The 20756-nt window shown below is 63.2% G+C and carries 20 protein-coding genes; 18 read left to right on the top strand and 2 right to left on the bottom strand.

All coding sequences use genetic code 11. The features are described 5' to 3' along the window. The first annotated feature begins 19 nt into the window (after positions 1 to 19). Positions 20 to 3370 carry a mechanosensitive channel MscK gene (gene mscK, locus IB249_RS21050; RefSeq protein WP_192307635.1) on the top strand — a complete coding sequence of 1117 codons (3351 nt, stop codon included), beginning with the start codon at positions 20 to 22 and terminating at the stop codon, positions 3368 to 3370. Positions 3371 to 3418: 48 nt separating this feature from the next. Next, on the top strand, positions 3419 to 4882 hold the full coding sequence (selO, locus tag IB249_RS21045; protein ID WP_192307634.1) for a protein adenylyltransferase SelO: 1464 nt from the start codon (positions 3419 to 3421) through the stop codon (positions 4880 to 4882). 5 nt (positions 4883 to 4887) lie between these two features. Here the strand turns inward: selO and IB249_RS21040 are convergent, their stop codons facing one another. After that, positions 4888 to 5043, bottom strand: a complete 156-nt coding sequence (locus IB249_RS21040) for a hypothetical protein (RefSeq protein ID WP_192307633.1) — start codon at positions 5041 to 5043, stop codon at positions 4888 to 4890. On the opposite strand from IB249_RS21040, the gene trxC reads away from it, so the two are divergent. Further along, positions 5042 to 5476 (top strand): thioredoxin TrxC, encoded by a 435-nt coding sequence (gene trxC / locus IB249_RS21035; protein ID WP_192307632.1) that lies wholly within the window; start codon positions 5042 to 5044, stop codon positions 5474 to 5476. The genes IB249_RS21040 and trxC overlap by 2 nt on opposite strands. A gap of 46 nt (positions 5477 to 5522) precedes the next feature. On the opposite strand, the gene IB249_RS21030 is transcribed toward trxC, so the two are convergent. Then, positions 5523 to 6293 (bottom strand): ParA family protein, encoded by a 771-nt coding sequence (locus tag IB249_RS21030; protein ID WP_192307631.1) that lies wholly within the window; start codon positions 6291 to 6293, stop codon positions 5523 to 5525. A 349-nt stretch (positions 6294 to 6642) separates the two neighbouring features. Between IB249_RS21030 and IB249_RS21025 the strand changes: the two genes are divergently transcribed. From IB249_RS21025 to IB249_RS20955, 15 genes are all read left to right on the top strand, one after another. Continuing rightward, positions 6643 to 7362, top strand: a complete 720-nt coding sequence (locus IB249_RS21025; RefSeq protein ID WP_192307630.1) for a beta-ketoacyl synthase chain length factor — start codon at positions 6643 to 6645, stop codon at positions 7360 to 7362. Then, entirely contained in the window at positions 7338 to 8147 is an 810-nt protein-coding gene (locus IB249_RS21020; RefSeq protein ID WP_192307629.1) for a lysophospholipid acyltransferase family protein, read from the top strand. Before IB249_RS21025 ends, IB249_RS21020 begins: the two co-directional genes overlap by 25 nt. Next, positions 8128 to 8388 carry a phosphopantetheine-binding protein gene (locus IB249_RS21015; RefSeq protein WP_192307628.1) on the top strand — a complete coding sequence of 87 codons (261 nt, stop codon included), beginning with the start codon at positions 8128 to 8130 and terminating at the stop codon, positions 8386 to 8388. Before IB249_RS21020 ends, IB249_RS21015 begins: the two co-directional genes overlap by 20 nt. Before the next feature lie 9 nt (positions 8389 to 8397). After that, on the top strand, positions 8398 to 8652 hold the full coding sequence (locus IB249_RS21010; protein ID WP_192307627.1) for an acyl carrier protein: 255 nt from the start codon (positions 8398 to 8400) through the stop codon (positions 8650 to 8652). Then, positions 8649 to 9194 (top strand): hypothetical protein, encoded by a 546-nt coding sequence (locus tag IB249_RS21005; RefSeq protein ID WP_192307626.1) that lies wholly within the window; start codon positions 8649 to 8651, stop codon positions 9192 to 9194. Before IB249_RS21010 ends, IB249_RS21005 begins: the two co-directional genes overlap by 4 nt. Beyond that, complete coding sequence (locus IB249_RS21000) at positions 9191 to 10873, top strand: acyl-CoA synthetase family protein (RefSeq protein ID WP_192307625.1); 1683 nt, start codon at positions 9191 to 9193, stop codon at positions 10871 to 10873. Before IB249_RS21005 ends, IB249_RS21000 begins: the two co-directional genes overlap by 4 nt. Before the next feature lie 131 nt (positions 10874 to 11004). After that, complete coding sequence (locus IB249_RS20995; RefSeq protein WP_192307624.1) at positions 11005 to 11739, top strand: glycosyltransferase family 2 protein; 735 nt, start codon at positions 11005 to 11007, stop codon at positions 11737 to 11739. Next, positions 11736 to 12683: a glycosyl transferase gene (locus IB249_RS20990; RefSeq protein WP_192307623.1), complete on the top strand. Its 948-nt coding sequence runs from the start codon at positions 11736 to 11738 to the stop codon at positions 12681 to 12683. The genes IB249_RS20995 and IB249_RS20990 overlap by 4 nt, the downstream gene beginning before the upstream one ends. After that, a complete protein-coding gene (locus IB249_RS20985; protein WP_192307622.1) occupies positions 12664 to 14208 on the top strand; it encodes an HAL/PAL/TAL family ammonia-lyase in 1545 nt (514 codons plus the stop codon). The genes IB249_RS20990 and IB249_RS20985 overlap by 20 nt, the downstream gene beginning before the upstream one ends. Next, positions 14201 to 14626: an acyl-CoA thioesterase gene (locus tag IB249_RS20980; RefSeq protein WP_192307621.1), complete on the top strand. Its 426-nt coding sequence runs from the start codon at positions 14201 to 14203 to the stop codon at positions 14624 to 14626. Before IB249_RS20985 ends, IB249_RS20980 begins: the two co-directional genes overlap by 8 nt. Next, the gene (locus IB249_RS20975) at positions 14623 to 15312 is read left to right on the top strand and encodes an outer membrane lipoprotein carrier protein LolA (RefSeq protein ID WP_192307620.1); all 690 of its coding nucleotides are present in this window, start codon (positions 14623 to 14625) and stop codon (positions 15310 to 15312) included. The genes IB249_RS20980 and IB249_RS20975 overlap by 4 nt, the downstream gene beginning before the upstream one ends. After that, positions 15284 to 17635, top strand: a complete 2352-nt coding sequence (locus tag IB249_RS20970; protein WP_192307619.1) for an MMPL family transporter — start codon at positions 15284 to 15286, stop codon at positions 17633 to 17635. The genes IB249_RS20975 and IB249_RS20970 overlap by 29 nt, the downstream gene beginning before the upstream one ends. Next, on the top strand, positions 17632 to 18792 hold the full coding sequence (locus IB249_RS20965; protein WP_192307618.1) for a sodium:proton antiporter: 1161 nt from the start codon (positions 17632 to 17634) through the stop codon (positions 18790 to 18792). The genes IB249_RS20970 and IB249_RS20965 overlap by 4 nt, the downstream gene beginning before the upstream one ends. Beyond that, positions 18779 to 20026 (top strand): NAD(P)/FAD-dependent oxidoreductase, encoded by a 1248-nt coding sequence (locus IB249_RS20960; protein WP_192307617.1) that lies wholly within the window; start codon positions 18779 to 18781, stop codon positions 20024 to 20026. Before IB249_RS20965 ends, IB249_RS20960 begins: the two co-directional genes overlap by 14 nt. Next, the gene (locus IB249_RS20955) at positions 20023 to 20748 is read left to right on the top strand and encodes a class I SAM-dependent methyltransferase (protein WP_192307616.1); all 726 of its coding nucleotides are present in this window, start codon (positions 20023 to 20025) and stop codon (positions 20746 to 20748) included. Before IB249_RS20960 ends, IB249_RS20955 begins: the two co-directional genes overlap by 4 nt. Positions 20749 to 20756: the final 8 nt, after the last annotated feature.

The raw sequence follows: 20756 nt of genomic DNA, 5'->3' as shown, positions 1-20756 counted from the left end.
TTGTCTCCGATCGAAATCTATGTCAACCCTGCGCACCTTTTTCATCACGGCCCTGCTGGGCCTGAGTCTGTCTGTCGGAACGTTGCAAGCGGCCGAACCGCCGTCCCGCGAAACCGTGCAAGCGAGCCTGGACAAGATCGCCGATCGCAAACTGCCAGAAGCCGATCAGAAGGCTTTGCAGACCGTCCTGCAAAACACCCTGACCCAGCTGGGCAATCAGCGTGACTATGAGCAGAAGCTGGCCGATATCAAGCAGCAACTGGCCAACGCCCCCAAACAGACAATTGAGAACCAGCGCGAGCTGACCCGGCTCAAGGCCAGTAGCGTGACGCCGGTGGCGCAGCGCTACACCAAGGAATCCATTTCCCAGCTGGAACAGATGCTCACCGAGCGCGCGACTCAGCAAAGCGACCTGCAAAAGGCCCTCGCTGACGCGAACAGCCTGGTCATCACCGCCCAGACCCGTCCGGAACGCGCCCAGGCAGAAATTTCCAGCAGCCAGACCCGCATCCAGCAGATCAACAACATCCTCAAGGCCGGTAAAGACGCCGGCAAGACCTTGAGCAGCGAACAGCGCGATCTGCTGAACGCCGAGCTGGCGGCCCTCAATGCACTGATCCCGCTGCGCCGCCAGGAACTGGCCGGCAACAGCCAGTTGCAGGACCTGGGCAACAGCCAGCATGACCTGCTGACGGAAAAATCCGATCGCCTGGACCGGGAAATCCAGGAGCTGCAAACCCTGATCAACCAGAAGCGCCTGGCCCAGTCCCAAGAGACCGTGACGCAGCAGTCGATCGAAGCGCAGAAATCCGGCAGCAGCGCGCTGCTGGCCACCGAAAGCGCGGCCAACCTGAAGCTCTCCGACTACCTGCTCAAAAGCACCGACCGCCTGAACGTCGTCACCCAGCAGAACCTGCAGACCAAGCAGCAACTGGATAACGTGACTCAGAGCGACGCGGCCCTGGACGAGCAGATCAACGTGCTCAAGGGCAGCCTGCTGCTGTCCAAGATTCTCTACAAGCAGAAGCAGGGCCTGCCGCGCCTCAAGGTCGACCGCGACCTTGCCGACCAGATCGCCGACATTCGCCTGTATCAATTCGAAGTGAGCCAGCAGCGCGAGTTGCTCAGCAACCCGACCACCTATGTCGACAACCTGCTGTCGACCCAGCCTCCCGAGCAGGTCACCCCGCAACTGCGCAAGAGCCTGCTGGAACTGGCCAACACCCGCGCCGACCTGCTGGAACGACTGAACCGTGAACTCAGCGCGGTGCTCAACGAATCCATCACACTGCAACTGAACCAGAAACAACTGCTGAGCACCGCGCAAAGCCTGCGCGCGACGCTCGACGAGCAGATGTTCTGGATTCCGAGCAACAAGCCACTGGACCCGGAATGGATGCGCGGCGTGCCGGAGCGCCTGCAACGCCAGATCGCGACCCTGCCCCTGGCCTCGAGCTTCAGTGAGTTGACCGACGGCCTGACTCAGCGTCCGCTGCTGTTCCTGCCGCTGGTGCTGTTGATCGGCGCCCTGCTGTGGCGACGCAAGGCTCTGTATGCGCGACTGAACAAGGTTCACCAGGACATCGGTCACTTCAAGCGCGACAGCCAGCTGCACACACCCCAGGCGATCCTGATCAATATTCTGCTGGCGATGCCCGTCGCGCTGGGCCTGGCCCTGTGCGGCTTGGCGCTGCAGATCGACGCCCGCGGACAGAACGCCAACATGGGCGCCGCGCTGCTGCAAATGGCGATGGCCTGGCTGGTGTTCTACACCGCCTACCGGATCCTCGCGCCGGGCGGTGTGGCCGAACTGCATTTCCGTTGGGAAAAACCCCAGGTCGAGTTCCTGCAAGCCTGGATTCGTCGACTCGGCCTGGTGGTCATGGCCCTGGTGGCGGTGGTGGCGGTCGCCGAGCTGCAACCGGCGGCGCTGGCCGACGACGTGCTCGGCATGCCGGTGGTGCTGACCTGCTACGCCCTGATGGCCCTGTTGCTCAGCCGCCTGCTGATCAGCAGCCCGACCCACAAGAACACCTCGCTCTTCCGCAAAGCCGTGGGGGTGATGTTCACCGCCCTGCCGATCGCGCTGTTCGTGGCGGTGTGCTTCGGCTACTACTACACCGCGCTGAAGCTCAGCGACCGGTTGATCAATACCCTGTACCTGCTGATGTTCTGGCTGGTGATCGAAGCCACCTTCGTGCGCGGGCTCAGCGTGGCGGCACGGCGCCTGGCTTACCAGCGCGCACTGGCCAAACGACAGGCGGCCAAAGAGGCCGGCGATGGCGAGGCCGTGATCGAAGAGCCGACCCTGGACATCGAAAAGGTCAACGAACAGTCCCTGCGCCTGATCCGACTGGCCTTGCTCGGCGGTTTCATCGCGGCGCTGTACTGGGTCTGGTCGGACCTGATCTCGGTGTTCTCGTACCTGGACAACGTCACCCTCTACGAATACACCAGCGGCACCGGCGCCAACATGAGCATGGTACCGATCAGCATCGGTGACATGCTCGGCGCGCTGATCATCATCGGCATCACCTTCGCCCTGGCGCGCAACCTTCCCGGCCTGCTGGAAGTCTTCGTGCTGTCCAAGCTGGACCTGGCCCAAGGCAGCGCCTACGCCACGACCACGTTGCTGTCGTACGTGATCGCCGGCGTCGGTTTCGTCTCGACCCTGTCGACCCTCGGTGTCAGTTGGGACAAGTTGCAATGGCTGGTGGCGGCGCTGTCTGTCGGCCTCGGCTTCGGCATGCAGGAGATCTTCGCCAACTTCATCTCCGGGATCATGATCCTGTTCGAACGCCCGGTGCGGATCGGCGACACCATTACCATTGGCAACCTGTCGGGCACGGTGAGCAAGATCCGCATCCGCGCCACGACCATCACCGACTTCGACCGCAAGGACATCATCGTCCCCAACAAGACGTTCATCACCGGGCAACTGATCAACTGGTCCCTGACCGACACCATCACCCGGGTCACGCTCAAACTCGGCGTCGACTACGGGTCGGACCTGGACCTGGTGAAAGAACTGCTGCTCAAGGCCGCGCGGGAAAACCCACGGGTGCTCAAGGAACCGGAACCCCACGTGTACTTCCTGAACTTCGGCGAAAGCACCCTCGATCACGAGCTGCGCATGCACGTTCGCGACCTCGGTGACCGCAACCCGGTGCTCGACGAGGTCAACCGCTTCATCAACCGCGAGTTCAAGAAGCAGCACATCAACATCTCGTTCCGGCAGATGGAGGTTTACCTGAAGAACCTGCACGGCCAGGAATACAAAATGGTGCCGATCGAGCCGGAAAACAAAACCATCGTGCCGCTGGCCGATGGCAAACCGTTGCAAGAGCCACCGCCTGCCAAGCTCGACTAACCGCGCTATCCCTAGCAGAATGCTCGGACATTCTGCTGGAGATGGCCGGTGAAAGCCCTCGACGAACTGACCTTCGATAACCGCTTTGATCGCCTGGGCGATACCTTTTCCGCCCATGTTCTGCCCGAACCCATCGACAACCCGCGGCTGGTGGTTGCCAGCCCGGCCGCGATGGCACTGCTCGATCTCGACCCGGCCGTGGCTGAAACCCCGGAGTTCGCCGAGCTGTTCAGTGGCCACAAACTCTGGGCCGACGCCGTGCCGAGGGCGATGGTCTACTCCGGCCACCAGTTCGGTTCCTACAACCCACAGCTGGGCGATGGTCGCGGGCTGTTGCTGGGCGAGGTCTACAACCAGGCCGGCGAACATTGGGACCTGCACCTCAAGGGCGCCGGCCAGACACCCTTTTCGCGCATGGGCGACGGGCGCGCCGTGCTGCGTTCGTCGATCCGCGAGTTTCTCGCGTCCGAAGCGTTGCATGCACTGAACATTCCGACCACCCGGGCGCTGTGCGTGATCGGCTCCGACACCCCGGTGTGGCGCGAGAAACAGGAACGTGCGGCCATGGTCCTGCGCCTGGCCCCCAGCCATGTGCGCTTCGGCCATTTCGAATATTTCTACTACACCAAACGCCCTGAACAGCAAAAGATACTCGGCGAACACGTGCTGGCGCTGCACTTCGCGCCCTGCCTCGAGCAGCCGGAGCCGTACCTGGCGATGTTCCGCGAAATCGTCGAACGCAATGCCGAGCTGATCGCCAAGTGGCAGGCCTACGGTTTCTGCCACGGCGTGATGAACACCGACAACATGTCGATCCTGGGCATTACCTTCGACTTCGGCCCCTTCGCCTTCCTCGACGATTTCGACGCCAACTTCATCTGCAACCACTCCGACGACCAGGGCCGCTACTCGTTCAGCAATCAGGTGCCGATTGGCCAGTGGAACCTCAGCGCCCTGGCCCAGGCCCTGACCCCCTTCATCAGCGTGGAGGCACTGCGCGAAACCCTGGGCCTGTACCTGCCGCTGTTCCAGGCGCACTACCTGGACCTGATGCGCCGCCGCCTCGGATTCACCACGGCCGAAGACGACGATCAGCCATTGCTGGAGCAATTGCTGCAACTGATGCAGAACAGCGGCGTCGATTACAGCCTGTTCTTCCGCCGCCTCGGCGATGACGCCCCGGAAGCGGCGGTTGCCCGCTTGCGCGATGACTTTGTCGACATCAAGGGCTTCGACGCCTGGGCAGAACGCTACGTCGCACGGGTCGGTCGCGACGGCGAACCCGACCAGGACAAGCGCCGCCAACGCATGCACGCGGTCAATCCGCTCTACATCCTGCGCAACTACCTGGCACAGAAAGCCATCGATGCGGCTGAAGGTGGCGATTATTCAGAGGTGCGCCGGCTGCACAAGGTGCTGAGCAATCCGTTCGAAGAGCAACCGGGCATGGAAAGTTATGCCGAACGGCCACCGGAGTGGGGCAAGCATCTGGAGATCAGTTGTTCGTCGTGAGGCGATCAATCAAGAGGATCAATGGCGCTGACAGCAACGCTGGAAAAATGTGAGCGTTGGCGACACCCACTGTCCAATGCTGGTTTTCCAAACACTTGATAAACCCCCTCCGGAACTCCAGATAAGCGGCATGGATTGCCCACTTCAAAGAGCACGATCATGACCGACTCACTCCTCATTCCCTGCCCCCACTGCAACGGCCTCAACCGCATCCCCGCCGATCGCCTCGGCGACCAGCCGAAATGCGGTCGCTGCAAAGCCGAGGTTTTGCTGAGCAAGCCTTTCGAGCTGAAACAGGCCGATTACACCAGCCAGATCAAGGGTGACCTGCCATTGCTGGTGGACGTTTGGGCGGACTGGTGCGGGCCGTGCAAATCGTTCGCGCCGGTGTTCGAGCAGGCGGCAGGCCAATTGGCGGGGCAGTGCAGGCTGGCCAAGCTGGACAGTGAGGCGAACCAGCAACTGTCGGCGCAATTGGGGATCCGCTCGATTCCCAGCCTGATCCTGTTCAGGAACGGCCGGGAAGTGGCGCGCCAGAGCGGTGCGTTTCCATTGCCGCAGTTGATGAGCTGGCTGCGCAGCCAGGGCATCTGAAACCACCACGATCTACTGGGGGAGCCGACTCGCTCCCACAGCAACGTCAGGCATTTTCCAGCAGCTCGTGCAGTTCACGGAATTGCTGGGTCAACTTGTGCCGTGGATCCAGGTGGATCAGCGGCGTGCTGGCCTCGTGGGATTCGCGCATGCGCACCGAGCTGCCGAGATAAACCGGCAGCACCGGCAAGCCTTCGGCGATCAACTGGTCGAGCATTTGCTGGGGCAGGCTGGCACGGGCCTGAAACTGGTTGACCACGATGCCTTCAACTTCCAGCCCTTCATTGTGATCTTCCCTCAACTCTTCGATTTCCGACAGCAGGCCGTACAGCGCTTGCCGTGAGAAACTGTCACAATCAAAGGGAATAAGTACGCGATCGGCGGCAATCAGCGCAGAAACCGCGTAAAAATTCAGTGCCGGCGGCGTATCGAGGTAGATCCTGTCGTATTCGCCGTCCAGATCATCGAGCAGTTTGCGCAGCTTGTTGATCTTGTGCTTGGCCTCGAGCTTGGGCTGCAAGTCGGCCAGTTCGGCCGTTGCGGTAATGACGTGGAGGTTGTCGAACGGCGTTTCGTAGATATCCACCCGGTTTTTCTTCGAAAACGGACCCGATGACAGTGTCTGCTTGAAGAACTCGGCGATCCCCATCGGAATGTCTTCGCCCGTGAGCCCGGTGAGGTACTGGGTCGAGTTGGCCTGGGCATCGAGGTCAACCAGCAGGGTGCGATACCCCTCGCTGGCACTGACGGCCGCCAGGTTGCAGGCAATGCTGGATTTGCCCACGCCGCCTTTCTGATTGAACACCACGCGCCGCATGTCAAAACCTCCGTGTACCTAAAGAATGACCGAGTGTAGTAGTCCCCAGCGTCGCTTTGCTACCTCCCCGTCAGAAGGACTACACCACCCAGTACTAACCCTGACTGCAAAACCCGAAATCTCGCCCTGAAAACGCCTTCGATACCGACAGAAACCGGCGTGCAAACGTGGATAATCGCCGAACGACAGCCACTCGCTCCGCGTTCGTTGTACAAAATGTAACCAGCATTTGCTACGTAGTCGTCGCACCGGGATAATGCGCGCCACTCGGCGCTCAGCATCACATCAGATGAAAGGCTGTTTTCCACTCGTCGCGTCAAGAAAGCCCGCAGGGGCGGGATGAAAGCCTGTGATCAACTTCAACATCGTCCAATGGCGCGCCTGGGCTCCCGGGCTGGAAAGCGCTGAAGACTGGCAAGCCTGGAGCCGACAACCGGTCGCGCCGCAGCGCAGCGAGGCCGCCCCCGACGTCTCGTTTCTACCGGCCATGCAGCGTCGGCGCCTCAGTCGTCTCGCCCGGATGGCGTTCAGTGTTGGCTGGCCATTGGCCGATGGTCGAGCCGATCTACCGTTGGTCTTTATTTCCCGTCACGGTGAAACCCCGCGCACCTTCGACATTCTCAGCGACCTGGCCGCCGAACAACCCTTGTCGCCGACTCAGTTCAGCCTCTCGGTGCATAACGCGGTCATCGGCCTGTGGTCGATCATGCGCGGCGAAACCAGCGAGATGACGGCGCTGGCCGCCGCCGGCGACGGGCTGGAACACGGGATGCTGGAGGCGGCCGCTCTGCTCGCCGAAGGAGCGCCTGCGGTGCTGCTGGTGATCACCGAAGAGCAGCCTCCCGAGGCCTACTCGGACTGGATCGACGACGTACCATTTCCCTACGCGGTCGGCTTGTTGCTGACACCCGGCAACGACTGGCAGCTGTCCCTGAACAGCACACCGGATACGTTGTCCAAAGCCCACTGGCCGCATGCCCTGAACCTCTTGCCTGCCCTGCTCGGCCAGCACACCACCTGCCAACATGCCTGGAAAAATCGTGTATGGACCTGGCAACGCAATCCATGACCGAGAAAAACCGCGATGCCTATTACTGGCGTTGGCTGGCCACTGCTGCAAGCTTTGCCCTTTTCGGGTTCGCCGGGCTGTGCCTGCGCCTGGTGATTTTCCCGGTATTGAGCTGCCTGCCGGGTAGCGCCGAGACCCATCGCCTGCGCGCGCGACGCACCGTCAGCCGCTGTTTCTGGCTGTTCATCCGGATCATGGCCCGTAGCGGCGTGCTGACCTACGACATTCAAGGCGCGGACAAGCTCGGTCGCCCCGGCCAGATGATCATCGCCAATCACCCGTCGCTGATCGACGTGGTGTTTCTGATCGGCCTGGTGCGCCACGCCAACTGCGTGGTCAAAAGCAGCCTCTGGGACAACCCCTTTACCCGTGGCCCGCTGCGCCGCACCGACTACATCAGCAACGACGGCAGCATGGACATGCTCGACGCCGCAGCCGATGCTTTGAAAAGCGGCCAGACCCTGATCATCTTTCCCGAAGGCACCCGTACCCAGCCTGGCGAAACGCCCTCCTTTCATCGGGGGGCCGCATCGATCGCCCTGCGCGGTGCGAAAATCCTCACCCCGGTGGTCATCAAGGTCAACCCGACCACCCTGACCAAGGCCGACCCCTGGTACCGGATTCCCAAACGGCGCGTGCACTTCAGTTTTCGGGTCGGCGCCGATATAGACCCACAGGCCTTCGCCGCGCAAGGTCCCGCGCCTCAGGCCTCGCGCAAGCTCAACGATTACCTGCATCACTACTTTACTCAGGAGCTCGCCGAAGATGAGCGATCTACACCGTGAAATCAAAGAACTGATCATCGATGCCCTGGGCCTTGAAGACATCAGCGTCCAGGACATCGGCGACGACCAGACACTGTTCGGCGAAGGCCTGGGCCTGGACTCCGTCGACGCCCTGGAACTGGGCCTGGCGATCCAGAAAAAATACGGCATCAAAATCGACGCCGACGCCAAGGACACCCGTAACCACTTCAGCAACGTGGCGAGCCTTGCGGCGTTCGTCACTGCAAAACAGGCAGCTTGAGACCGGACCATGCAAACTCGAGAAGACATTTTCAACACCCTGCGCGATGCCTTGGTGGAACTCTTCGAATTGGACCGTGAGCGCGTGAAGCTCGATTCCAACCTGTACCAGGACCTTGAAATCGACAGCATCGACGCAGTCGACCTCATCGACCACATCAAGCGTCAGACCGGCAAGAAAATCGCCGCCGAGGAGTTCAAGTCGGTGCGCACCGTCAACGATGTGGTCGAGGCGGTCTATCGACTGGTTCAACCGGCCGCATGAGGCGACTGATCGGCCTCGGCCTGCTGCTGGCGGGCCTGCTGTACCCCTTCGCGGTGTATTTCGGCATGGAGCACTTTGCGCCCTGGCAGTTCGGCCTGCTGCTGGGCAGCCTGTGGCTGGCCCGGGCCGTGACCGGCGCACGCAAGCCAGGCAGCCTGTGGATGGCCGCTGTCGCCATCGTGTTCTGCCTGCTGCTGGCGCTGTTTGACAGTCCCGCCCTGCTGCGCTGGTACCCGGTGCTGATCAGTGGCTTCATGCTGGTGCTGTTTGGCGTGAGCCTGAAATACGGCCCGCCGATGATCGAGCGCCTGGCCCGGCTGCGCGAACCCCGCTTGCCGGCCAGGGCGATTCGCTACACGCGCCAGGTCACCGTCGCCTGGTGCGTGTTTTTTCTCTGCAACGGCTTGTGTGCGGCGGCCCTGACCCTCTGGGCGCCGCTGAGTTGGTGGATGTTGTACACCGGCCTGATCTCCTACGGGTTGATCGGCCTGATGTTTGCCATTGAATGGCTCATACGACAACGGGTAAGAGGCCGCCCATGAATTGGATAAAACTTGAGCGGCTATTGCTCAAGGCGCAACCGCAACGCACCGTGACGGCCGGACCGGCGCTGAATCACGCACAACTATGCGAACAGGCCCTGAGCCTGGCGGCCGGCTTCCAGGCGCAAGGTGTGCAACGCATGGCCGTGCACCTTGAAGACGCCGCCGACCTGGCAATTGCACTGCTCGGCGCCTGGCGTGCCGGGGTCAGCGTGCTGCTGCCGTCCGACCTGCAACCGCAGACCCGCCAGCGCTGGTCGAGCGAGGTCGACCTGTGGCTGACCGATCAGGCCGGCGACACTCACCTGGCTGACTATCGCCAGGCGCCCGCCACGCCTTCTGCCCTCGACCTGGATCGCTGCACGCTGAGCCTGTGCACTTCCGGCTCCAGCGGGGAGCCCAAGCGCATCGATAAAACCCTGCGCCAGCTGGCCAACGAGGTTGAGGCGCTGGAGCAGTTGTGGGGCGCCGACCTGGCCGAGGCCTGGATCATTGGCAGTGTCGCCACCCAGCACATTTATGGTTTGCTGTTTCGGGTGCTGTGGCCGCTGTGCGCCGGTCGGCCGTTCGTGCGCAGGCAACTGGCCTTCCCTGAGGATCTGCAGCGTGCCAGCCGCGAACACCCGGCATTCGCCTGGGTTGCCAGCCCGGCATTGCTCAAGCGCATGGGCGACAACCTCGACTGGCCAGCCTTGAGCGCGGTTCGCCGGGTGTTTTCCTCGGGCGGCGCCCTGCCGGCCGAAGCGGCGCATGGCCTGCAACAACGCCTGCAACAATGGCCGACCGAGATTCTGGGCAGTTCGGAAACCGGCGGCATTGCGTGGCGCCGGGGCGATACCCTCTGGCAACCCTTCGCCGGTGTCGAGTTGAACCAGGACAGCGACGGCGCGCTGCTCATTGCATCGCCGTACCTGCCGCCGGGTCATGTCGAGCACACGGCAGATGCCGCGCGAATCGCCGCCGACGGTCGCTTCGAACTGCTGGGGCGGCTGGACCGGATCGTCAAACTGGAAGAAAAACGTATTTCGCTGCCCATGCTGGAACAGGCGTTGACGGACCATCAATGGGTTGCCGAGGCGCGCCTGGGCGTGGTTCGGGAGAATCGCGCGTCCCTGGGTGCGCTGCTGGTCCTCAGCGAGTCGGGGCTGCATGCATTGCGCAACCAGGGTCGACGAACCCTCACCCAGGCGTTGCGCCAGCACCTGACCCAGCATTGCGAAACCCTCGCCCTGCCGCGCCGCTGGCGCCTGCTGCGGCAACTGCCCCTGAACGCGCAGGGCAAACTGCCCCAGGCCGAGGTGGAAGCCTTACTGATGGCGCCGCGCCCTAAGGCACCGGAAATCCTCGAGCAGGTCGAAACCGATGGTGAGTGGAGCCTGCAACTGGCGGTTCCCCCGGACCTTGCCTATTTCAGCGGCCATTTCCCCCAGGCCCCGGTACTGCCCGGCGTGGTGCAGGTGGAATGGGCCCTGCAATTGGGCCAGCAATTGATGGACCTGCCAGAGAAATTCGCCGGCATGGAAGTGTTGAAGTTCCAGCAACTGGTGCGCCCGGGCGATGAGGTCCAATTGCACCTGCGCTTCGATCCGGCTCGCGGCAAGGTGTACTTCGCTTATCGCAACGAGACGGCCACCTGCTCCAGCGGGCGGATTTTGCTGGAGGCTTTGGGCGATGCATGAGATGAGTGAGTGCTGCGCACGCATTCGCAAGCAGGATCGCTCCCATATCGGGCTTGTGATCGATGCAGCGCCCCTGTGTCAGCCAGCCTGCTCACGAAACAAACATTCCGGTCTCTCAGGCGTACACCTTCATGCATAACCCTTGCGCCGTCATCCCGGTCTTCAACCACGAGAGCGCCATCACCACGGTCGTCGACGCACTGATCGCCTGCGGCCTGCCGTGCATTCTGGTGGATGACGCCAGTGACAAGCCTTGCGCGGCGGTGCTGGACCAACTGGCCCTGCGTGAAAGGATCTACCTGATTCGCCTCGCCGCCAACCAGGGCAAGGGCGGCGCCGTCATGACCGGTTTGCGCGAAGCCTCGCGCCTGGGGTTCAGCCACGCCTTGCAGGTGGATGCCGACGGCCAGCACGACCTGCAGGATGTCACGACCTTCGTCGCACAATCCCGGGCCCATCCCCAGGCGTTGATCTGCGGCTACCCGCAATACGACGCCAGTGTGCCGAAAGGCCGCCTGTACGCGCGCTACCTGACCCACGTGATGGTCTGGATCAACACACTGTCCTTGCAGATCCGCGATTCCATGTGCGGTTTTCGCGTCTATCCATTGCCACCGGTGCTGGCGCTCATCGACTCGGCGAGGATCGGCAAGCGCATGGATTTCGACTCGGACATCCTGGTGCGCCTGGCCTGGCGCAACCAGCCGATGCGCTGGTTGCCGACCAAGGTGCATTACCCGCTGGACGGCGTCTCGCACTTTCGCCTGTTTCACGACAACGTATTGATTTCCAGCATGCACACCCGGCTGTTCTTCGGCATGTTGCTGCGCGCTCCGGTGATCCTCTGGCGGCGGTGGCGAGCATGAGCCGGGATGTCGACGAGCAACACTGGGCCGATCGCCAGGAGCGCGGCAGTTTCTGGCTGATGAAGTTCACCGCCTTCGCGGCCAGGGTGCTCGGTCGCCGGCTGCTGAGTCCGCTGCTGTATGGCATCGTCCTGTACTTTTTCCTGTTCGGCCGCACGGCCCGACACAGTGCCTGGCAATATCAGCAACGCCTCGCCGACTGGAGTGGCCGCAACGAACTACGCCCCAGCCACTGGCGGGTGTTCGGCCAGTTCATGGCCTTCGCCGATTCGATGCTGGACAAACTCGATGTCTGGAACGGCAAGCTGAGCATCGAGCAGATCGAAATCATCGACCCGGCGTTGCTGCGCAACCAGTTGCGCGGTAGCCGTGGACAGCTGCTGGTGGGGGCCCACCTGGGCAACCTCGAAGTCTGCCGGGCACTGGCGGAGATCGGTGAAAAAGTCACGATGAACGTGCTGGTGCATACCAAGCACGCCGAGCAGTTCAACCGCCTGCTGGGTGAAGCCGGCGCGACCAATCTGCGGTTGATCCAGGTCAGCGAGCTCGACCCGGTGATCATGTTGCAACTGCATGAGCGCCTGGAGCGTGGTGAGTGGCTGGCGATTGCCGGTGATCGCGTGCCCTTGCACGGCGGGCGCAGCGTGACCGTGGACTTCCTCGGCCATCCAGCCAGGTTCCCGCAAGGGCCGTGGCTGCTGGCCGGGCTGTTGAAATGTCCGGTCAACCTGCTGCTGTGCCTGAAGAAGCCCGACGGCGACTATCGACTGACCCTCGAACCGTTCGCCGACACGATCGCCTGGAAACGCAGCGACCGCGAACGGGTCATTCATCAGTGGGCGACCCGCTACGCCGAGCGCCTGGGTCACTATTGCCTTGAAGCACCTCAACAATGGTTCAACTTTTACCCTTTCTGGAAGACCGATGACGACGCCCACGCTTGAGCCGGTAACCTTCGGCGAACTCCCCTTGCGCATCGAAGACGTGCGAGCCCTGGCCAACCGCCAGGTGCCGACGCAATTGCAGGACGACCCCGCCTATCGCGAGCGCATCGCCAAGGGTGCACGCTTCCTCGACTCGCTGCTGGACAAGGAAGGCGTGATCTACGGCGTGACCACCGGCTACGGCGACTCCTGCGTGGTTGCAGTGCCACTGCATCACGTCGAAGCCTTGCCCCGTCATCTGTACACCTTCCACGGCTGCGGCCTGGGCAAGCTGCTCGATGCACCAGCCACACGTGCGGTGCTCGCGGCCCGTTTGCAGTCGCTGTGCCACGGTGTGTCCGGGGTGCGCATCGAGCTGCTGGAGCGCCTGCAGGCATTCCTCGAACACGACATCCTGCCGCTGATTCCCGAGGAAGGCTCGGTCGGTGCCAGCGGCGACCTGACGCCGCTGTCGTACGTCGCCGCGACCCTGTCCGGCGAGCGCGAAGTGATGTATCGCGGCGAACGTCGACACGCCGCCGATGTGCACCGCGAACTCGGCTGGCAGCCGCTGGTGCTACGCCCCAAGGAAGCCCTGGCGCTGATGAACGGCACCGCGGTCATGACCGGCCTCGCCTGCCTGGCGTATGCCCGCGCCGACTACCTGCTGCGACTGGCCACGCGCATCACCGCGCTGAACGTCGTTGCGTTGCAGGGCAACCCGGAGCACTTCGACGAACGCCTGTTCGCCACCAAACCCCACCCGGGGCAGATGCAAGTCGCCGCGTGGCTGCGCCAGGACCTGGCCATCGACGCCCCCACCGCGCCCCTGCACCGCCTGCAAGACCGCTATTCCCTGCGCTGCGCACCCCATGTGCTGGGCGTGCTGGCCGATAGCCTGAACTGGCTGCGCTCGTTCATCGAAACCGAGTTGAACAGCGCCAACGACAACCCGATCATCGACGCCGAAGCCGAACGCGTGCTGCACGGCGGACACTTCTACGGCGGGCACATCGCGTTCGCCATGGACAGCCTGAAAAACCTCGTGGCCAACGTCGCCGACCTGCTCGACCGGCAACTCGCGCTGCTGGTGGACGAGCGCTACAACCATGGTTTGCCGAGCAACCTGTCCGGTGCCACGGCGGATCGCGCCATGCTCAACCACGGTTTCAAGGCCGTGCAGATCGGCACCAGCGCCTGGACCGCCGAAGCGTTGAAAAACACCATGCCGGCCAGCGTGTTCTCGCGTTCCACCGAATGCCACAACCAGGACAAGGTGAGCATGGGCACCATCGCCGCCCGCGACGCGATCCGGGTGCTGGAACTGACCGAACAGGTCGCCGCCGCCACGCTGCTGGCGGCCAATCAGGGCGTGTGGCTGCGCAGCCGGGCCGGGGACGCGCGGCCGTTGCCTCCCGCTCTCGCCGCCATGCACGAAGCACTGGCCAGGGATTTCGCACCGGTCATCGAGGACCGTGCGCTGGAAGGCGAACTGCGCCTGTGCCTGCAACGGATCGCCGAACAACACTGGAGGCTGCATGCGTAGCCAGGGCGTGCTTCACACCGATACGGAAATCCTCGTGCCGTTCTTCGACGTCGACAGCATGAACGTCGTCTGGCACGGCCACTACGTCAAATACCTGGAAGTCGCCCGCTGTGCACTGCTGGACAGGATTGGTCACAACTACCATGCGATGGTCGAGTCCGGTTATGCCTGGCCGGTGATCGACTTGCAGTTGCGCTACGTGCGCGCCGCCGTGTTCGGGCAGAAGCTCAACGTGCGGGCCAGCCTGGTGGAATGGGAGAACCGCCTGAAGATCCATTACCTGATCAGCGATGTGCAGACCGGGGAACGCCTGACCCGCGCCAGCTCGGTGCAGGTGGCGGTCGACATGAGCAACCGCGAGATGCAACTCGTCTCTCCAAAGGTCTTCACCAACGCCGTAGAGAGGGCCCTGCCATGATGTCCCCGGGAGGAGCGAGCCTGCTCGCGAGGGTCGTCAACGATGACGCCGGGCGCCTGACATTCCGCCGCGCGCTCAGGTTTTTCGCGAGCAAGCTCGTTCCCGCAGTGTGCTGCGCGTTGCTGGTCATTCCAGGGTTGGCCCACGCGTTCGATCTGCAACAACTCAGCGATCAACTGGCAAAGCCTGACGTCATTCACGGCCATTTCATCCAGGAAAAGCACCTGCGTGCCCTGCCCCAGCCGCTGACCAGCCAGGGCACTTTCGTCCTGGCGAAAAACCACGGTTTGCTGTGGCTGCTCAAAACACCGCTGCAACAGGACTACCGCATCACCGCCAAGGGCATCGCCCGACGCGATGCCGGCGGTTGGCAAATGCTGCCTGGCAAGAGTGCCGGCGCCGAGCAGAACCGTCTGTTCCTGGCCGTGCTCCAAGGCGACAGCAGCGGGCTGCAACGGGACTTCGAACTGTCCCTGAGCGGCGATGCGCAAAACTGGACCCTGGCCTTGATTCCACGCTCGCTGCTGCTCAAGCAGGTCTTCAACCAGATCAACATCACGGGTGGAGCCCTGGTGCACAGCATCGAGCTGCTGGAAACCCAGGGCGACCGCACGCTGATGCGCATGCAGGACAGCACCGGCACTTCACCCTTGAGCGATGCGGAGCAACAAGACTTTGCCGAGTGAACGCCTGTTGCCACGCCTGTTTCTGCTCCTGCTGCTGGCAGTGCTCGCGCTCGCCGGCTGGCAATGGCGTGACGGCGCTCCGCTGTCGGCCAACCTCATGGAGCTGGTCCCGGGCACCGCGCCGGATGCGCTGGAGCTGCGCGCCGAACAACGCATGCAGGAACCGCTGAACCGCGAAATGCTGGTGCTGGTCGGCCATCAGGATCGCCAGCAAGCCGTCGCCATGGCGCAACAACTGGGCGAGCAATGGCAGGCCAGCGGCCTGTTCGAAAAAGTCCAGTGGACCCTGCAGGCCGACTTGCCGGCCCTGCGCGCGCAGCTGCTGCAAGGCCGGCTGGCGATGCTCTCGGCGCAGGATCGCCAGCAACTGATCGAACACCCCGACGCCTTTATCCAGCAACGGGTGCAGGCGCTTTTCGACCCCTTCACCGGCTTCAGCCTGGTACCGAGCCAGGATGACTGGCTGGGCTTGACCGGACGTATCCAGAACAGCCAGCCACAGCACGGTTCGGTGCAACTGGACATCGGCAGCGGTGCACTGGTCGCCGATGCCGATGGCAAGAGCTGGGTATTGCTGCGCGCCCGCACCACCGGCAATGCCTTCGACATGAACCTGCCATTGCAGGTCGCCGACCTGCTCAAGCACAGCCGCGAACAGGCCGCCCGCTCCGACGTGCAGTTGCTGGCCGCCAGCGGCCTGCTCTACGCCGCCAACGGCCAGCAACAAGCCACCCGCGAGATCACCTGGGTCGGTGGCGGTGCGACCCTCGGCATTCTGCTGCTGTTGCTGCTGGCCTTCCGCCGCTGGCGGGTGCTGCTGGCCTTCGTCCCGGTGCTGGTGGGCATGCTGTTCGGCGCGGTAGCCTGCGTGGCGCTGTTCGGCCGCATGCACGTGATGACCCTGGTGCTCGGCTCGAGCCTGATCGGGGTCGCGGTCGATTACCCGCTGCACTATTTGTCCAAGAGCTGGAGCCTCAGGCCCTGGCACAGCTGGCCGGCCTTGCGCCTGACCCTGCCCGGCCTGACGCTGAGCCTGGTCACCAGTTGCATCGGCTACCTGGCGCTGGCCTGGACACCGTTCCCGGCCTTGACCCAGATCGCCGTGTTCTCCGCCGCCGGCCTGCTGGGCGCCTATCTGTCGGCAGTGTGCCTGTTGCCCGCGCTGCTGAAGGGTGCGGACCTGCGTCCGGCACACTGGCCGCTACGGGTGTCCGAGTACCTGCTGGACCGGCGCGAGGCGCTGCTCGGCATCGCGCGCACGCCGGTGCTGCTGGCGTTGCTGGTCGCCTTCTGTGTCGGCGGCCTGCTGCAGCTCGAGAGCAAAAACGATATCCGCCAGTGGATCGGCGCGCCGCAGCAATTGACCGATGAAGCCCAGACCATTGCGCGCATCACCGGCTATCAACCCACCAGCCAGTTTTTCCTGGTGCGGGCGGCCAATCAGCCTCAATTGCTGGAGCGCCAGACGGCCTTGAGCGAGCGGCTGGAGCAGTTGGTGAACCTGGACAAACTCAATGGCTATCTGTCGCTCAATCAGTTGGTCAGCCCGCCCGCCGAACAACAGCGCACACGTGAAGCGCTGGCCAGGTTGCCGCAGTTCTGGCAGCCGCTGCTGGCCGTCGGAGTACCGCTTCAGGCACTGAAAGCCGAACTGGCGACCTTGCAGGCCCTGCCCACCGAAGACATCGACAGTGCGCTGACCGGCCCGTTGGCCGAACCCTATCGCACACTGTGGCTGGGTTCGACCGATGACGGCGTGGCGGCGATGGTCAGCCTGCAGGGGCTGAACGATTCCGCACTGTTGCGGGTTCAGGTGCTGGATTTGCCGGGCGTGGAACTGGTGGATCGACTGGGCGACCTGAACAAGGTCTTTGCCCAGACACAGATCAGCGCCGCTGAATTGAAACTCGCCTCCTGCGTATTGATCGTGCTGGTGCTGATGCTGCCGTTCGGCCTCGGTGGCGCGCTGCGCATCGTCGCCCTGCCGCTGCTGGCGGCAGTGTGCAGCCTCGCCAGCCTGGGCTGGCTCGGCCAGCCGCTGACCCTGTTCAGCCTGTTCGGCCTGTTGCTGGTGACGGCGATCAGCGTCGACTACGCGATTCTGATGCGCGAGCAGGTCGGCGGTGCTGCCGTGAGTCTGCTGGGCACCTTGCTGGCGGCACTGACCACCTGGCTGTCGTTCGGCCTGCTGGCGGTGTCCAGCACCCCGGCGGTGAGCAACTTCGGGCTGTCGGTGAGCCTGGGTCTGGCCTTCAGCTTCCTGCTCGCACCATGGGCCGGGCGGCAGGTGCACGCGGCGCCGGCTGCGGAGTCGGCGATATGATGGTCGCACTGTTCTGGGCCATGGCCCTGGCGCTGTTTGCCGTGGCCACGCGGGTGGGGCGGCACTTCGGGCTGATCCCCATCGTCAGCCAGTTGCTGCTCGCCACCCTCGGCCTGCCGCTGCTGATGTATTTCTGGATCGAGCCGCAATGGCAGTTGAGCGGTGCAACGCTGGTCGCGCCGCTCTGGCTGAAAAACCTCTACAGCCTGAGTTTCGCCTTGTTGCTGGGCTTTATCCTCAGTGACGTGATCGACCTGAAACTCGATCGCCAGAGCCTGAAAATCGCCCTGCCGAGTTTCTGCGTGCCATTTGCCTGCGGGCTCGCGACGGCCGTCTGGCTGCTGCCGCCACAGCCGTGGATCAGCTCCCTGGCGGTCGGCCTGCTGTTCGCCATCACCGCGATTCCGGTGCTGTATCTGTATTTGCGGCACATCGGTTACCCGACCGCCGCCACCCGGCGCCTGGTGCAGACCGCGATCCTGATCGACCTCACCTGCTGGACAGTCTTTGCCATCGCCCAGGGCAGCCTGCATTTGAGCAGCCTGCTGTTGCCGCTGGCCTGTGCCGGCGTGCCCTTGTTGCTGCGCGTGCTCGGTGGGCGGCGGCCACGGTTGTACAGCACCTGTTTCTTCGCCTTGCTGGTAATGGCCGAGCACTACAGGCTCAACGCGTTAATGGTCGGTATCGGCTATCTGCTATGCATGGCCGCGCTGAAAGTGCCACTGGTGCTGCCGCTGCCAGCGAACTGGATCACCGGCTTGCAGACCTGGATCGCGATTCCGCTGATCCTCACGTTCGGCATCGTACAGATCGACGTCCACACTGCCATGGGCAGTCTCGGCTGGCTGCAACTGGGCGCACTGTTGCTGCTGCCGGTGGCCAGCAAGCTGCTGGGCAACTGGCTGGGCCTGGGTTGGGCCGGCGCTTCGTTTGCAGGCGCCAGCCGCTGGCGCGAGAGCGTACTGCTCAATATTCGCGGCTTGAGCGAGATCGTCTTTCTCAACCTGTTGTTGCAACAACACCTCATCAGCCCGCCGCTCTACTTTGCGCTGATGCTGATGGGCCTGATCGCGACACTGATGCCGGCCCTGATCGGTCTGCATCGAATCCCCCTGGAAGCCGCCACACCGCAAAGGAACTCCCATGCCAACCGCTGAAATGGAACGTCGTCAGGTCGTGATCATCGGGGCGGGCCCTTCGGGTGCCATCGCTGCCGCGCTGCTCAAGCGCAAAGGGCATGACGTGCTGGTGATCGAACGCCAGCACTTTCCACGGTTTTCCATCGGCGAAAGCCTGTTGTCCCATTGCCTGGACTTCGTCGAGGAAGCCGGCATGCTCGATGCGGTCAACGCCGCCGGGTTCCAGCTGAAAACCGGCGCGGCGTTCGCCTGGGGCGAGCAGTACACCAGCTTCGACTTTGGCGACACCTTCAGCCAGGGCAAACCGACGACCTTCCAGGTCCTGCGGGCGGATTTCGACAAGCTGCTGGCCGATCAGGCAGCGCTGCAAGGCGTGGACATCCGCTACGGCGAGACCATCGTCAGCGTCGACATCGACCGGGAAAAACCGTGGCTGGGCGTGCAACGCGAAGACGGCAGCGAGTACCGCATCGAAGCCGATTTCATGCTCGATGCCAGCGGCTACGGCCGCGTCCTGCCGCGCTTGCTCGACCTTGAGGCACCGTCGAACTTCCCGGTGCGCCAGGCGGTGTTCACCCACATCGAAGACCATATCGACCAACCGGGTTTCGACCGCACGAAAATCCTCATCACCACCCATCCGACCCAGCGCGATATCTGGTTCTGGACCATCCCGTTCAGCAATGGCCGCTGCTCGCTGGGCGTGGTGGCGGCAGCGGAGCATTTTCAGGGGTGCAGCGAGAACCTGGACGACTGCCTGCGCGGTTTCGTTGCCCAGACCCCCAGCCTCGGCGGCGTGCTGGGCAATGCCGTGTGGGACACCCCGGCACGCGTCATCGGCGGGTATTCGGCCAACGTCAAGACCCTGCATGGTCCGGGCTATGCCTTGCTGGGCAACGCGGCGGAATTTCTCGACCCGGTCTTCTCGTCCGGCGTGACCATCGCCATGCGCTCGGCGAGCATGGCCGCCGGGGTCCTGCACCGTCAGTTGCAAGGAGAACGTGTCGACTGGCAGCGTGAATTCGCTGAACCGCTCAAGCGCGGTGTCGATACGTTCCGCTGTTACGTCGAGGGCTGGTACGCCGGCACGTTTCAGGATGTGATTTATCATCCGGACAGCTCGCCCGACATCCGCCGCATGATCAGCTCGATTCTCGCCGGTTACGCCTGGGATGAGCGCAACCCGTTCGTCGCCGAACCCAAACGCCGACTGCGAATGCTGTCAGAACTCTGTGCAAGGGATGCAACATGAATTACTTGAGCGACCACTACGTCGAGGAGACCCGCTTCGGTCTCTGGTTCCTGCGCAGCCATACCTGGCAGCATCATGTATTACGGGTGGCGATCAATGATCTGCGCAGCCTGTTCAGCGAACCGTTGCCGGACCGTCCCGTGCTGCTCGATGCCGGTTGCGGCCAGGGCAAGTCCTTTCAGCACCTGCGCCAGACCTTTGCCCCACAGCGCCTGCTCGGTGTCGATGCCGACCCGCACAGCCTCGACCAGAGCCACACAGAAGCCGGGCGCCAGGGCATCGACGTCGAGCTGCTGGGCGGTGACTGCGCCACCCTGCCCGTACCGGATGCCAGCGTCGACCTGTTGTTCTGTCACCAGACCTTCCATCATCTGGTGGAACAGGAAAAGGCCCTGGCCGAGTTCTACCGGGTGCTCAAGCCGGGTGGCTACCTGCTGTTCGCCGAGTCCACCGAGGCTTACATTGATACCTGGGTCATCCGCTGGTTGTTCCGCCACCCCATGCACGTGCAGAAAAGCGCCGCCCAGTACCTCGAGATGATCCGTCGCCAGGGTTTTGAATTCGAGCCGCACAACGTGTCTTATCCGTATTTGTGGTGGAGCCGGTCCAGGGATTTCGGCCTGCTTGAACGTTTTGGCCTGCGCCAGCCGAAACCCTTTGGCCAGCGGGAAGAAACCCTGGTCAACGTGGTGGCGCGCAAGCCATTGGCAGAGACTGAGTGATGTTCAAC

The sequence above is a fragment of the Pseudomonas sp. PDM04 genome (genome assembly GCF_014851765.1).
Classification (GTDB): Bacteria; Pseudomonadota; Gammaproteobacteria; order Pseudomonadales; family Pseudomonadaceae; genus Aquipseudomonas.
The sequence above is the reverse complement of the archived record's forward strand: the minus strand, read 5'-3'. Positions and strand labels throughout refer to the sequence as shown.

Excerpts from the sequence above, each read along its gene's own strand:
- IB249_RS20970 (WP_192307619.1), top strand. The coding sequence starts at position 15,284 with ATGCGGAGCAACAAGACTTTGCCGAGTGAACGCCTGTTGCCACGCCTG.
- trxC (WP_192307632.1), top strand. The coding sequence starts at position 5,042 with ATGACCGACTCACTCCTCATTCCCTGCCCCCACTGCAACGGCCTCAAC.
- IB249_RS21005 (WP_192307626.1), top strand. The coding sequence starts at position 8,649 with ATGAGGCGACTGATCGGCCTCGGCCTGCTGCTGGCGGGCCTGCTGTAC.
- IB249_RS20995 (WP_192307624.1), top strand. The coding sequence starts at position 11,005 with ATGCATAACCCTTGCGCCGTCATCCCGGTCTTCAACCACGAGAGCGCC.
- IB249_RS20980 (WP_192307621.1), top strand. The coding sequence starts at position 14,201 with ATGCGTAGCCAGGGCGTGCTTCACACCGATACGGAAATCCTCGTGCCG.
- IB249_RS21015 (WP_192307628.1), top strand. The coding sequence starts at position 8,128 with ATGAGCGATCTACACCGTGAAATCAAAGAACTGATCATCGATGCCCTG.
- IB249_RS21000 (WP_192307625.1), top strand. The coding sequence starts at position 9,191 with ATGAATTGGATAAAACTTGAGCGGCTATTGCTCAAGGCGCAACCGCAA.
- IB249_RS20955 (WP_192307616.1), top strand. The coding sequence starts at position 20,023 with ATGAATTACTTGAGCGACCACTACGTCGAGGAGACCCGCTTCGGTCTC.
- IB249_RS20990 (WP_192307623.1), top strand. The coding sequence starts at position 11,736 with ATGAGCCGGGATGTCGACGAGCAACACTGGGCCGATCGCCAGGAGCGC.
- IB249_RS21030 (WP_192307631.1), bottom strand. The coding sequence starts at position 6,293 with ATGCGGCGCGTGGTGTTCAATCAGAAAGGCGGCGTGGGCAAATCCAGC.
- IB249_RS20975 (WP_192307620.1), top strand. The coding sequence starts at position 14,623 with ATGATGTCCCCGGGAGGAGCGAGCCTGCTCGCGAGGGTCGTCAACGAT.
- IB249_RS21020 (WP_192307629.1), top strand. The coding sequence starts at position 7,338 with ATGGACCTGGCAACGCAATCCATGACCGAGAAAAACCGCGATGCCTAT.
- IB249_RS20985 (WP_192307622.1), top strand. The coding sequence starts at position 12,664 with ATGACGACGCCCACGCTTGAGCCGGTAACCTTCGGCGAACTCCCCTTG.
- IB249_RS20965 (WP_192307618.1), top strand. The coding sequence starts at position 17,632 with ATGATGGTCGCACTGTTCTGGGCCATGGCCCTGGCGCTGTTTGCCGTG.
- IB249_RS21040 (WP_192307633.1), bottom strand. The coding sequence starts at position 5,043 with ATGATCGTGCTCTTTGAAGTGGGCAATCCATGCCGCTTATCTGGAGTT.
- IB249_RS20960 (WP_192307617.1), top strand. The coding sequence starts at position 18,779 with ATGCCAACCGCTGAAATGGAACGTCGTCAGGTCGTGATCATCGGGGCG.
- IB249_RS21010 (WP_192307627.1), top strand. The coding sequence starts at position 8,398 with ATGCAAACTCGAGAAGACATTTTCAACACCCTGCGCGATGCCTTGGTG.
- mscK (WP_192307635.1), top strand. The coding sequence starts at position 20 with ATGTCAACCCTGCGCACCTTTTTCATCACGGCCCTGCTGGGCCTGAGT.